Origin of the sequence: Actinoplanes sp. NPDC026670, from assembly GCF_040638175.1 — a bacterium.
GTDB lineage: Bacteria > Actinomycetota > Actinomycetes > Mycobacteriales > Micromonosporaceae > Actinoplanes.
In genome coordinates, this window is record NZ_JBEZXU010000062.1 from 53,490 (window position 1) to 66,560 (window position 13,071).

Consider the following 13,071-nt stretch of genomic DNA (forward strand, 5'->3'; position numbering starts at 1 on the left):
GCATGGACGCGGATCTGGTGGCCCTGGCCGAGGCACACGGGGTGGCCACACGGTACGAGAACTGGCAGCGCCAGGACACCGAGGTGGCGCCCGAGTCGGTGATCGGGGTGCTGGGCATGCTCGGCGTCGACGCGAGCACGCCGCAGGCGATCCGAGCGGCGCTGGCCGAGGCCCGCCGCCGGGACAGCGGTGACCGGCTGCCCGGGACGATCGTGCTGCGTGCCGGGCAGGGGCGGGACCTGCCGGGGCCGGCCGAGGTCACGCTGGAGGACGGCGCGGTCCGGCAGCTGGAGCGGCTCCCGGCGGACCTGCCGCTCGGCTGGCACCGGCTGCGGCACGGCGGCCAGGAGGTCACCCTGGTGGTGGTCCCGGAGCAGCTGCCCGAGCCGCCGGACACCTGGGGCTGGATGCTCCAGCTCTACACGCTGCACTCGGCCGGCTCGTGGGGCCTGGGTGATCTCGGTGACCTGCGTGACTTCGTGGCCGGGTCGGCCGGGGCCGGGCTGGTGGTGCTGAACCCGTTGCACGCGATCACCCCGGTGGCGCCGGTGCCGGCTTCGCCGTATTCGCCGTCCAGCCGCCGTTTCGCCAATCTGCTCTACCTGCGGGTGACCGACACCGCGGAGTACCGGCGGGCCGCGCCGGAGCTCAGGCAGAGGGTCGATGCGCTGCGCCCGGCGGCCGGCGGCCTGATCGACTACGGCGCGGTGTTCGCGGCCAAACTGGCCGCGCTGGAGCTGCTGTGGCCACTGGCCGGGACGGTCGACCTGGACCACGATCCCGGCCTGACCGACTTCGCCCGGTTCTGCGTGCTCGCCGAGCAGCACGGCGTCGACTGGCGGGACTGGCCGGTGGAGTTGCGCCGGCCGGATGCGCCCGCGGTGCGGGCGTTCGGCGGGGACCGGGTCGCCTTCCACATCTGGATCCAGAAGCTGCTGGAGGAACAGTTCCAGGCCGCCGACCCCGGTGGTATGCCGATCGGGATCGTGTACGACCTGGCGGTGGCCGTGGAGCCGTCCGGCGCCGACGGGTGGCTGCTCCAGGACGTGCTGGCGATGGACGCGCGGACCGGGGCGCCGCCGGACGCGTTCAACCAGCTCGGCCAGGAGTGGGGCGGGGTGGCGTGGCGGCCGGACCGGCTGGTCGAGACCGGCTACGAGGCGTACCGGGACATGCTGCGGCGGATCTTCAGGTACGCCCGGGGCCTGCGGGTCGACCACGTGATGGGGCTCTGGCGGCTGTGGTGGGTGCCGGCCGGGCTGGGTCCGGCGAACGGCACGTACGTCCACTACGACCCGGAGGCCATGCTGGGCATCCTGGCGCTGGAGGCGTACCGGGCCGGGGCCGTGGTGATCGGCGAGGACCTGGGCACGGTCATGCCGGTGGTGACCGAGGGCCTGCAACGGACCAACATGCTGGGCTCGGCGGTGCTCTGGTTCACCCGGGACGACGAGGGCGGCTACCGTCCGTCGGCCGGTTATCCGCGCAACGCGCTGGCCAGCGTCTCCACCCATGACCTGCCGACCGCGGCCGGGTTCCTGGCCGGCGAGCAGGTGGAGGTACGGGCCGCGCTGGGCCAGCTGGCCGGTCCGGTCGAGCAGGAGCGGGAGTCGTGGCGGGCGGACCGGGCGCTGCTGCTCGACCGGCTGCGCGAGGAGGGCCTGATCGGGACGGAACCGGCCGATGAGGACGTGGTGGTGGCGATGCACGAGTTCCTGGCCCGTACCCCGTGCCGGCTGGTGACCGCGTCCCTGCACGACGTGCTGCTGGAGCGTCGCCAGCCGAACCTGCCGGGCACCTTCGAGGAGTATCCGAACTGGCGTATCCCGCTCGGCCGGGATCTGTCCGAGGTGCTGACCGACCCGCTGTTCCGCAAGGTCGCCGGGATCCTGGAGGGCCGTCCGCGGCCGTTGCCCGGGCGGCACCCGGCCGGGGCGAAGGGTCAGATCGCCAGCGGCTCCGGCGGCGGGTCGTCGTCCAGCGCGTAGAGCATGGGATGCAGCGGCAGGTAGGTGTGCGGTTCCCGGCAGCGGGCCGGGGGCAGCAGTGAGGAGCGGTGGTCCGGGTGCTCATGGCAGTGCCGCAGCGCCCGGGTCACCACGTCCCCGTGGTGCCGTCCGCCGCCGTACTCGCCGCAGCCTGAGCAGTCCCACCGCCAGAACGGCGAGCCCTCGTCGGACGTGTGCCGCCGGATCCGCAGGGGTGGACCGGCCGGGTCCACCCACGACGGTTGCCGCTGTGCGCCGATGATCTCGGCAAGCGAGTTGCTGGACATGGGATTCAGTGTGGAACGCACGAATCCACACTTATGGCCGTTTCGCGAGAATGTCGCCGCTTTCAGCGAGCCGAGACGATGCCCAGACTCGACGCGGTCACCCCGGGGAAGACGCTCGCCAGGTCACCCACACCGCATCGGGCGCGCAGGATCTCGCCGATCACCGCCCGGTAGTCGGTGGTCACGGCCAGGTCGCCGTCGCGGAGTTGTGCCGTGGTCAGGCCGGGCCACTGGCCGTACACCTTGCCGCCCTTGACCGAACCGCCCAGGACGAACATGGCGTTGCCGTAGCCGTGGTCGAGCCCGCCGGAGCCGTTCTGGCCCACCCGCCGCCCGAACTCGCTGATGGTGATCAGCGTGACCCGGCGCAGCCCGTCCGGGCCGAGGTCGGCGGCGAACGCCGCGAGCGCCGTGGCGAGTGCTTTGAGCTGGTCGAACATCCGCTTGCCGGCGACCGCCGAGCCGAGGTTCTCGTGCATGTCCCAGTCGCCGGAGTCGACCGTCGCGGTCATCAGCCCGGTCTCCGACTTGATCAGCCGGGCCACGTCACGCAGCGCGTTGCCCAGGTCGGTGCCCGGGTAGACGGCGCCGTTGGCCGGTTTGTACCCGGCGGCCCGCATCTGCGCGGTCCGCTGGAGGGCGCTGTTCAGCTGCCCGGCGGTCTGCCGGAGCCCGGCCGGCGCGCCCGCGTAGAGCTTGGCCATCGTCGCCGCGATCGGGCGGCCGTCCTGCTCACCGGTCAGCACCGTCTTGTCGATCGAGGTGACGCCGAGATAGGGCGCCGGGCCGGCGAGCACCCGGGCCGGCATCGCGGTGCCCATCGCGACCGCCCGCATCGGATCGGTGGCGCCGGACAGCCCGAGCATCCGGTTCAGCCAGCCGGTCCGGATCGAGGTGCCGGGCGCGGCCCGTTCCAGGTCCTCCATGGCCGAGAAATGCGATCGGTTCGGCGCCGGCTGCCCGACCGCCTGAATCGCGGCCAGCTGGCCGCCGGTCCAATACGGCAGCAGCGGCGTCAGCGCGGGGTGCAGACCGAAGAAGGATCCACCCCCGATCAACTGCGATTTCGGTACGGCGATCGAGGGCCGTGCCGTGTAATAGGCGGCGTCACCGGCCGGAACCACGGCGGACAGCCCGTCGAAGCCGCCGCGGAGCGACAGCAGCACCAGCACGTCCCCGGCGTAGGCCGGATCGGCCGCGAACGCCAGACTCGTGTCCAGGGTCGCCCCGGCCAGCCCGGCGAACGCGCCCGCCAGCACGGTCCGCCGCCTCAGCAGGGCCTGCTGGTTGTCCGCACAGCCACACATCTCCGTCATGATCACCTCAGGGCAAAGGACGGGGAGTTCAACAGCATCCCCATCAGGTACGGATACATCCAGCCGGCCGCCGGATCGTTCGCCTTCAGTGGCGACGCCGGGGTCTTGCCGTAGAACTCGGCCAGCGCCGCCGTCTGTGCGGCGGCCGGCGCGATCCCGAGCAGCCGCGCCGAGGTCGCCTCGATCAGCGCGCCGTAGGTCGCGGGCAACGTCCCCACCATCCCGGTCAGCAGGTTCGCCGGCCGGGCCAGGGTGTCCGGCCACCATCCGGCCGCGATCGAGAGGTGGAAGTTCCATCGGACCAGCAGCCCGGACGGCGAGGACCAGGCGGCCGCCACGTCCGGGTAGCCGTTCGGCGGGCCCCAGTTCAACGGCGCCTGCCCGGCGTCCCGGGCCATCCAGTACAGGCTCTCCAAGAACTTGGTGCCGGTGGCGGCCGGGCCGTAGCCCAGGGTCCGCACGGTCGCGGCCAGGTCCTCGAACGGCGTCCGGGTCTTGGCCCCGGCCGAAGCGGCGAACTCGGCCGAGGTGAAGAGCGCCCGCAGCACCGGCACGATCGCCGTCCGGTTGTCCAGGTAGACCTTGATCAGCGTGGTGATCAGCGACGCCGGCGGCTCGTCGGCGACGAACCTGACACACAGCTTGGTGACGATCCGCCGGGCCGTCGTCTGGTGCATGGCCAGGTAGTCGAGCAACTCCAGGACGGCCGCCTCACCACCGGCCGCTGTCGTGTTGGCGTGCTGGAAGGCGAGCACCCGGACCGCGCCGGTGGCGTGGATCGCCGGGTCGTACCGGTACTTCCCGGTCGTGTTGTCCACGGTCAGCCCGGTGAGCAGCCGGGCCGCGTGCTGCACGTCCGCCTCGGTGTAGGCCATTCCCACGGTGTGCAGTTCGAGCAGCTCACGCCCGTAGTTCTCGTTCGGGGCGGCCTTGCTGGAGAACCTGTTGTCCAGGTAGGTCAGCATCGCCGGGTGCCGGGCCGACGCCTTGAGCAGGCCGGCGAACGTGCCGAGGGCGTTCTGTCTGATCATCGTGTCGTAGTCGATCCGGCTGTCCCAGACGTCGCCCTGCGGGCACGTCACGTTCAGGTGGTTGCTCCAGAAGTCGGCCATCACCTCGAGCAGTTGCCGCTCGCTCCAGATCGCCCGGGCCACCGCCGCCCAGCTGAGCTGCCACATCGGGTCCCAGCTGTACTGCTTGAGCGTGCCGGCCGCCACCCGGGAGCGGATCTCGGTGGCGGAGAGCCGGGCCAGCGGCAGCCGGGCGACCACACCCTCGGCCACCTGGTCGGTGATCGACGCCGGGCTGAGCTGCCGGTCCAGCCAGGCCGTGGCGCCCAGCCGGCGGATCTCGGCGATCGAGGCCGGGCTCGGCCCGAAGGTGGCCCGGCGCAGCAGATGCAGCAGCGGGTCGGCGGGCAGGAGAGCGGCCGGGGACGGTTCGGCGGCCGCCGCGGCGGCGGGCGTGCCGGTCGTCAGCGCGGCCGCGACGCCGGTGGCGGCGACCCCGCCCACCACCGCGCGCCGCGTCATCGTCTGCGGGAGCGAACTCATGCGGGTAAACGTCGGAAGTTTCCGGCGTCACTTGTGCGTTCCCGCACCGGTGCTCCCGATCTGCTACCGGGATACTTGCGCGATGGCACAGCGCAGGGCGTCGCGGACGCGGGTCGAGACGGTCGCCTCGGGAGTCGCGGAGCTGGTGCCCGACCCCGATCGCGACACCGCCTGGACGCTGCTGCTGGACGGGGCGCCGCAGTCCCACGTCGACCTGGCCGACCCCACCCACCTGGAGTTCGAGTACATCAGGCGGATGGCCGCCGCGATCGATCTGGCCGCCCCGGCCGGCCGCCCGCTGCGCGTGCTGCATCTCGGCGGCGGCGCGCTGACCCTGCCGCGGTATGTGGCGGTGACCCGGCCCGGTTCGGCGCAGCGGGTGGTCGAGATCGACGGTCCGCTGGTCGAGCTGGTCCGGTCGGCGCTGCCGTTACCCCCTAACAGCAATATCCGGGTACGGGTCTCCGACGCCCGTGCCGCGGTCGAGGGGATGCGCGACGCCGGGTACGACGTGGTGGTCCTGGACGTGTTCGCCGGCGCCCGCACCCCCGCGCACCTGGCCTCGGCCGAGTTCGCGCAGCAGGTGGCCCGGGTGCTGGACCCGGCGGGCCGGCTGATCGCGAACGTCGCCGACGGCCCGCCGCTGCGGTATGCGCGAGCGCAGGTGGCCACGATCCGGGCCGCGCTGCCGGAGGCGTGTCTGGTGGCGGACTCGGCGGTGCTGCGCGGGCGGCGCTTCGGCAATCTCGTGGTGGTCGCCGGGCGTACCCCGCCGCCGATCGCCGAATTGTCCCGGCGGGCCGCCGGTGACTGGTTCCCGGGACGGGTCGAGACCGATCTTGATCGCTTCACCGGTGGAGCGTCTCCCGTTCCGGACGCTACGGCGGTACCCTCTCCCCTACCCCCCGAAGGGCTCTTCGGTAACCGTAAGTAATTGCTGAATCGGCCGTTGGTGTATCCCTGATCACCGTCCTGTGTCGATTCGGCGAGTTCCGGTGTGATTCACGCCCGGTGACTGGCGACACCGCCTGTACCCGGTTGTAATCGTTGCGGCCGTTGTTCACGAGATCGCGGCAGGCACGGGGAAGGCAACCATGTTCCACCAGCACTTCCTGTCCCCAGAGGGCACGGACCTCGGACCGCTTGACGGCGGTGAGCGCGTCCTGTGGCGCGGTCGCTGCGCCGTGGCCGAATACGCGTTCGACGAGGCGTCGTCGCTGCCGCGCTGGACGCTGCCGGAGGAGACCGACGTCATCGTCACGGACCGCCGGGTGCGTTACGTCCATGACGGTGAGAGCACACACAGTAGTGGCGAGCTGTTCTGGCTCTGGCCGCAGCACCTGCGGGTTCAGCCCGGCAACCGGGAGACCGGCCGCAACGGCACGGTCACCCAGATCCAGCTGGTCTGCAAGGGGCCGGAGGGCACCTTCCCGGCCCTGGTCTTCGCCGGCGGCGAATTGAGCAAGATCAGCGCCGCCGACCATCTGGCCAACACGATGCGGCAGGCGATCGCCCGGTTCCGGGTGGAGAACGCCGATCTCATCGGGGTGCCGGCCGTGCAGGCGCGGATGCTGTCCCGGCTGGTCATCGGCCCGGAGTTCAGCAACCACCTGGGCGGGCAGGGCCAGACCGTGACGATGCTCGGCGAGGTGCCGGTGCCCGCTCCGGAGGTCAAGGAGCCGGCGTACGCCGAGCCCGCTCCCGCTCCGGCCTACGCCGAACAGCCGGCCTACGCCCAGCAGCCGGCCTACGCCGAGCCGGTCTACCAGGAGTACCAGGACTACCAGGAGCCCGTCTCCGGTCCGCGGGACCACTCCGACCGCCCCGGCGTGGAGGCCGACGCGATGCGCGCCGAGGAGGCCATGCGCGCCGAGCTGGACTCCCGCCAGTCCGAGCCGGACCTGGCGTCCCGTGCCGCGAGCCTGGCCGCCCGGGTGGCGAACCTGGTCTCCCAGTCACCCGACGACGGCCAGACCACGAACCTCTCGTCCTACCTCAACCGGGACCGCTGACCGCGTCGCCGGCGACCCCGAAGGCTAGGTCGTCGCCGGCACGAAACAGTGCCCGGCGGCGACCCGCTCGTCGTGCACCCGGTGCGCGCGGTCCAGCAGCTCCGTCAGCTCGGTCTCCTGGCGAAGCAGGGACCGCTGCTTCGGCGTCAGCGCGTCGAACTTCTTCTCCTCGGCCAGCAGCCGGTGGTAGATCTCGTCGCAGTACTCCGGGTCGGTCTCCACGTCGAGGAACTCGTGCGCCGACCGGCGGACCGCGGCCGCTACCGTCCGGGCCTGGCCCTTCGGGCTGAGCAGCGACGCGACCACGGTGATCAGCAGGACGCCGACGATGGCGCCGAGCGAGACCGTGGTCGGGATCTCCACCACGTCGACCGGCTCACCGCCGTTGATGAACGGCACATTGTTCTCGTGCAGGGCGTGCAGGACCAGTTTCACGCCGATCAGCCCGAGGATCGCGGCCAGCCCGTAGGACAGGAAGACCAGACGGTCCAGCAGGCCGTCGATCAGGAAGTACAGCTGCCGCAGCCCCAGCAGGGAGAAGGCGGTGGCGGTGAAGACCAGGTACACGTTCTGCGTCAGGCCGAAGATCGCCGGGATCGAGTCCAGCGCGAACAGGATGTCAGTCCCGCCGATCGCCACCATCACCAGCAGCATCGGCGTGAGCACCCGCTTGCCGTCCTGGTAGGTGAAGAGCTTGTCCCCGTCGTACGTCTCCGAAGTCCGCAGGAAACGCCGGGCCAGCCGGATCACGATGTTGTCCGGCGCCTCGCCCTCGTCGTGTTTCTCCTTGAGCAGGTTGCCCGCGGTGACCAGCAGGATCAGCCCGAACAGGTAGAAGATCCAGGCGAACGAGTTGATCAGAGCCGAGCCGAGCAGGATGAACCCGGTCCGGGCGAGCAGCGACACCACGATCCCGAACAACAGCACCTTCTGCTGGTCGGCGCGCGGCACCTTGAAACTGCTCAGCAACAGCAGGAACACGAAGAGGTTGTCGACCGACAGCGCCTCCTCGGTGACGTAGCCGGCGAAATACTCCTGGCCCATCGTGGAGCCGCCGAAGATCCAGACGCCGACACCGAACAGGATCGCGATCGACACGTAGATCGACGTCCACAGTGCCGCCTCACGCAGTTTCGGCACATGGGCCTTGCGCACGTGGAAGAAGAAGTCGAAGAGCAGCAGGCCGACGATGCCGGCAACGGTCAGGACCCACACCACACCGGACACCGGTTGCATGCGCCCATCTTAGGGGTGATCGGCGTCAGTCACTGCCGCACGCAGCTGCGACGCGGTCAGGAAGATCGCTCCGTCCAGATTTGCGCCACGCAGATCAGTGCCCCGCATGTCGGCGCCGGTGAAATCGGCCCGCCGCAGATCCGCGTCGCGCAGGTCGGCGCCGATCAGCAACGCGCCGCGGAAGCTCGCGCCGCGCAGATCGGCGCCCCGCATGCGACGTCCGATCAGCCGGGCGCCGCTGTGGTCCGGGCGGCGGCCACCGGCCCGGGACCGGACCGTCTCACTCACTCTCCGCAACAACGGCACGACCTTCATCCGGTACGCGTCCACGTCCAGCCCGCGCAGATCGCCGGGATCACCACCGGCCAGGGCGTCGGTCTCGCCGAGAACCGCCCGCAGCTCCGGGTGCAGCCGCCGCGCCTCGTCCAGTTTCAGCGCCTCGGTCAGGTACCACATCAGCTCGTGCAGCTGCCGCACCACCGGGAGCAGCGCGAACATGTCACCGGCCAGCTCCGGCGCGGACCGCCAGTCCCGCCCGCCGAAGGTGTCCTGGGTGATCCGCTGCCCGGCCCCGAAACAGTCGAACACCACACAGCCCGGAAACCCGCGCCGCGGCAGCTCCTCATGAATGGTGCAACGGAAATCGTCGCCCAGATTCCGGCACGGCCGCCCGGCCGGTTTGTCGACCGCGAAATCGGACGACTTGGCGAAGGCGGGGGCAACGCAGCACAACGCGGCGCACCGAGAACAATCGGCGGCTAGTTCAATCATTCCTTGCACAATCCCTCGGTCGGAGCTGCCGATAACTTTACCGACACCCGGGCAAACAGCTTCTACCTGCGACTTTGCGGGTAGGGTGCGCAGGCGGGATGAACGATGACCACCTCGAATCGCTTTCGATAACCTCATCGCCCGGCCGCACAATGGAGGATTTCCAACACATGTTCAGACGACCGAAAACAGTTTTCGGTACGGGTTCCGCGCTAGGCGTGCTCATCGCGGGCAGCGGCGTATTCGGCGCCACGCCGGCGTGGGCCGCGGCGCCGACGTTCGACACGCCACCGGCCCAGGTCGGCTTCGGCACGGTGACCCTGACCGGCACCGCCACCGCGAACGCCACCGTCACACTGCGTGAGGCCGCCTACAAGTGGGGCAAGGACGCCACCCAGGGGTCCGAGCTGTCGCCGGCCACCCAGTTCGAAACCGACATGCCCACCACCGTCACCGCCGGCAGCAACGGCCGGTGGACGATCCGCCGGGTCATGGACTCCGGTTTCGTGTGGGCTGTCGAATCCGGCGGGCAGTACTCGCGGATCGTGCAGGCCCCGCTCAAGGTCGGCGCCGCGTTCACGGTCACCTCGACCGGCTCCGGCAGCATCAGCTTCAACGTGCACACCAGCCCCGACCAGCCGTACTTTCCGGTCCGGGTGGAACGGCAGAACGGCAGCAGCTGGGTCGCGGTCGCGTCGGGCGTCACCGACGGGCCCGCCGGTGAGGGCGGCGCCACACCACCCAACGACGACGGCGACAACGACGCCGAATTCCAGGGCGCCGCCACCGGTCAGCCCGGCGGACAGCAGACTTACCGGGCGGTCATCGCCGAGACCGGGAACGCGGCGTACGCCTCCGCCGAGAACCTGATCACCAGCAACACGTACACCCGGACCGTGGACGTCGGCGGCTCCGGCGGCGGCACCACCCCGCCGACCACCCCGACCACACCACCCACCACCACACCCGCAGTCGGCTCGATCCAGTTCACCCGGATCCAGTACAACGCCCCGGGCGTGGACAGCAGCACCAACAAGAGCATCATCGGGGAGTACGCGCAGCTGACCAACAAGAGCAGCAAGGCGCTCAACCTCAAGGGCTGGACGGTGCGCGACGCCGCCGGCAACCTCTACCGGTTCACCAGCAGCTACACACTGGCCGCCGGAAAGAGCGTGATCGTCCGTACCGGCAAGGGCGCCAACACCACCGCCACCCGCTACTGGGGCAAGTCGTACCACGTGTGGAACAACGGCGGCGACACCGCGACCCTGCGAACCGACGCCGGCAAGACGATCGACAGCTGCCGGTGGACGACCGCCGGCAAGGGCTACACCAACTGCTGAAACGGCACCACGGGGACACTCCTTTCGGCTCTCGCCCAGGAGTGTCCCCAGTAGCGTCGAGTCATGGCCGGTCGGCACCGTTCCGCTCTCGTCATCGGCTTGGTGATCCTGCTCGGCGCGCTCGGCACCGGGCTGTCCGCGGTGGCCCTGCACCTGTCGGCACGCGACTGGAGCGAACGCGCCTTCGCCCAGAAACTCGACATCCTCGCCAAGGTGGTGCAGGCCGAACTCGTCCAGTACGCGGTGGCCCTGACCGACCTGTCCGCGTCCATCGGCGCACAGCCGGCACTCGACGCGGCCGGGTTCACCGCCATCACCGCGCCGATGAACGGGGAACGGCTGCCCGGCGCGGTCGAGGTCACGTATGTCGTGCCGGCCACCACGGCCACCGCCGGCGACGTCCGCGCCACCTGGCGGGCCCGCGGAGGCACCGACGTCACCCCCGACCTCACCACCGACCAGGCCGGCGCGCTCTACGTGCCCGTGCTCGGCCGTCCGCTCGACGGCGGTTCCGGCACCATCCACGGCGGCACCCAGACCACCGAGGCCATCACGGCGCTCCAGCGGGCCCGTACCGACGGCGGCGTCACCACCAGCTCCACCTTCGAGCCCGCCGGCAGCGCCGGCCGCTCGTTCGTGATGGCCGCCGCCGTCCACGCGACCACGCCCGCCGCCGAGGCCGGCCGGTTCCGCGGCTGGGTGGCCATGACCTTCGAAGGCCGCCGGTTCCTCGGCATGCCGGTCGGCCTCATCGGCGGCGACCAGGTAGACGTCGAATTCGCCGACATCTCCGCCGGGCCACCGGTCACCATCGCCACCTGGACCTCCGGCGCCCCCACCGACCACAACCTGCCGGCCCGCGCCGTGGCCGTCCCGGCCCAGCTCCCGCACTGGCAGCTGACGGTCCGGCCCACCGTACGGCTGCTGCCCGCCACCCAATCCTGGCCGGCCCCCATCGCCCTGATCGTGGGCGGCGTCATCACCGTCCTGCTGGCCACCCTGACCGGCACCCTGGTCACCTCCCGCGACCGGGCGCTGCGCCGCGTCGACCAGGCCACCGCCGAACTCCGCGACGACATCCAGCGCCGCGAAACCGTCGAACAGCAGCTACGCCGCCGCGAGGAGGAACTGGTCGGCTTCGCCGGAGTCGTGGCCCACGACCTGCGCAACCCGCTGGCCAACGTGATCGGCTTCGCCGAACTAATTTCGGTGATCGACGACGGCGACCTCTCCGACAAACAATGCAACTACCTGACCCGGGTCCGCGGCAGCGCCGCCCTCATGCAGCACCTGATCGACGACCTGCTCGCCTACGCCACCGCCGACAACACCGCGCTGCGCATCAACGAGGTGCCCCTGGACGAGCTGGTCGACAGCATCCTCGACGAACGCACCGCCCACAGCAGCAGCGACAACCCACCCACCATCAACCGCGACCCGCTACCCACAGCACTCGGCGACCCCACCCTGATCCGCCAGGTGCTCGACAACCTCATCGGCAACGCCATCAAATACACCCCACCCGGCCGCGCCGCCGAAATCACCCTCCACGCCACCACCCCGACCCCCACGACCTGCCGAATCGAGATAGCCGACCGAGGCATCGGCATCCCCGAAGCCCAGCGAGCCGAAGTCTTCAACGCCTTCACCCGAGCCGACGGCAGCGAACGCTACGCCGGAACCGGCCTGGGCCTGGCCATCGTCCAGCGAATCATCGAACGCCACGGCGGCACCGTAGGCGTCGACCCCAACCCGGAAGGAGGCAGCCGCTTCTGGTTCACCCTCCCCACACCGGCCCATACGGGGGCCGTTTTGCAGCCCTCGAACCCAGTGCGCTAGGGTTTACCTACCGACGCGGGGTGGAGCAGCTCGGTAGCTCGCTGGGCTCATAACCCAGAGGTCGCAGGTTCAAATCCTGTCCCCGCTACGAGTGCAGGGGGTCTCTGTCCGCGGAGTGCGCGGACCGGGGCCCTCTTCGCGTTTCATCGGGGGGCCGAGCCCCCCGAACCCCCGCGTTACGGCTGGTGTCACGTCCCAGTCGGTCACGGTTACCCCTGGCCACACGGCCTGGCGGCCTCGGCCCGCGCCCGGTCCGGCGGTTGTCCGCTCACGGTTACCCCTGGCCACACGGCCTGGCGGCCTCGGCCCGCACCCGGCACGGTAGTTCGTCCGCTCACGGTTACCCCTGGCCACACGGCCTGGCGGCCTGGGCGCTCGTGGCTGACCTGGCATCTTCCCCGTTACGGCTATCGCAAGCCATGCGGTCTGGCGGCTTCGGCCCTGACTACCGGTCCGGCGGCACCCTTTCGCTGACGGGGTGTTCACCACCCGGTGTGTCGAGTGTTGGCCGGTAGGCATCGCCGTAGCGGTGACCAGCGCACACGTTGACGTTGCGTGTGCGCTGGTCGTCGTCCCTGCGTGGGTGGACGCTCACGATCGGCCGTGTGCGTGCTCCTGTCCCTGCTGGGGGTGTCAGCGCTTTCCGAAAACTGACCCTCTGCGGGTTCGGGAAAGTTAACCCCCTGACCTGCGGTTATGAGCGTTTGTTGCGGGTTTCCTTGGCGA

At 70.6% G+C, this 13,071-nt stretch carries 9 protein-coding genes, 1 tRNA gene and 1 pseudogene; 6 read left to right on the forward strand and 5 right to left on the reverse strand.

Annotated features, from left to right (window positions below; translation table 11 throughout):
- Positions 1-2: 2 nt before the first annotated feature.
- A complete protein-coding gene (malQ, locus tag AB0E94_RS40660; RefSeq protein ID WP_360337629.1) occupies positions 3-1,988 on the forward strand; it encodes a 4-alpha-glucanotransferase in 1,986 nt (661 codons plus the stop codon).
- On the opposite strand, the gene AB0E94_RS40665 is transcribed toward malQ, so the two are convergent.
- From AB0E94_RS40665 to AB0E94_RS40675, 3 genes are all read right to left on the reverse strand, one after another.
- On the reverse strand, positions 1,943-2,275 hold the full coding sequence (locus AB0E94_RS40665; RefSeq protein ID WP_360337632.1) for a hypothetical protein: 333 nt from the start codon (positions 2,273-2,275) through the stop codon (positions 1,943-1,945). The genes malQ and AB0E94_RS40665 overlap by 46 nt on opposite strands.
- Before the next feature lie 62 nt (positions 2,276-2,337).
- Positions 2,338-3,591: a DUF1501 domain-containing protein gene (locus AB0E94_RS40670; protein ID WP_360337635.1), complete on the reverse strand. Its 1,254-nt coding sequence runs from the start codon at positions 3,589-3,591 to the stop codon at positions 2,338-2,340.
- Positions 3,592-3,593: 2 nt separating this feature from the next.
- Positions 3,594-5,144 carry a DUF1800 domain-containing protein gene (locus tag AB0E94_RS40675; protein ID WP_360337638.1) on the reverse strand — a complete coding sequence of 517 codons (1,551 nt, stop codon included), beginning with the start codon at positions 5,142-5,144 and terminating at the stop codon, positions 3,594-3,596.
- Positions 5,145-5,226: 82 nt separating this feature from the next.
- Here AB0E94_RS40675 and AB0E94_RS40680 point away from each other — a divergent pair, with 82 nt between their 5' ends.
- Positions 5,227-6,078 (forward strand): fused MFS/spermidine synthase, encoded by an 852-nt coding sequence (locus tag AB0E94_RS40680; protein WP_360337641.1) that lies wholly within the window; start codon positions 5,227-5,229, stop codon positions 6,076-6,078.
- Between the two features lie 160 nt (positions 6,079-6,238).
- Complete coding sequence (locus AB0E94_RS40685) at positions 6,239-7,156, forward strand: translation initiation factor 2 (protein ID WP_360337644.1); 918 nt, start codon at positions 6,239-6,241, stop codon at positions 7,154-7,156.
- A gap of 288 nt (positions 7,157-7,444) precedes the next feature.
- On the opposite strand, the pseudogene AB0E94_RS40690 reads toward AB0E94_RS40685, so the two are convergent.
- Both AB0E94_RS40690 and AB0E94_RS40695 read right to left on the reverse strand, forming a co-directional pair.
- Positions 7,445-8,383: pseudogene (locus tag AB0E94_RS40690) on the reverse strand (TerC/Alx family metal homeostasis membrane protein); the annotation flags it as partial.
- Between the two features lie 18 nt (positions 8,384-8,401).
- Entirely contained in the window at positions 8,402-8,983 is a 582-nt protein-coding gene (locus tag AB0E94_RS40695) for a pentapeptide repeat-containing protein (protein ID WP_360337647.1), read from the reverse strand.
- 398 nt (positions 8,984-9,381) lie between these two features.
- On the opposite strand from AB0E94_RS40695, the gene AB0E94_RS40700 reads away from it, so the two are divergent.
- The 3 genes from AB0E94_RS40700 (at position 9,382) to AB0E94_RS40710 (ending at position 12,433) form a co-directional block, all read left to right on the forward strand.
- On the forward strand, positions 9,382-10,506 hold the full coding sequence (locus AB0E94_RS40700; RefSeq protein WP_360337650.1) for a lamin tail domain-containing protein: 1,125 nt from the start codon (positions 9,382-9,384) through the stop codon (positions 10,504-10,506).
- A gap of 63 nt (positions 10,507-10,569) precedes the next feature.
- Positions 10,570-12,345 (forward strand): ATP-binding protein, encoded by a 1,776-nt coding sequence (locus AB0E94_RS40705; protein WP_360337653.1) that lies wholly within the window; start codon positions 10,570-10,572, stop codon positions 12,343-12,345.
- Between the two features lie 14 nt (positions 12,346-12,359).
- Positions 12,360-12,433 (forward strand) — tRNA-Met (locus AB0E94_RS40710).
- Positions 12,434-13,071: the final 638 nt, after the last annotated feature.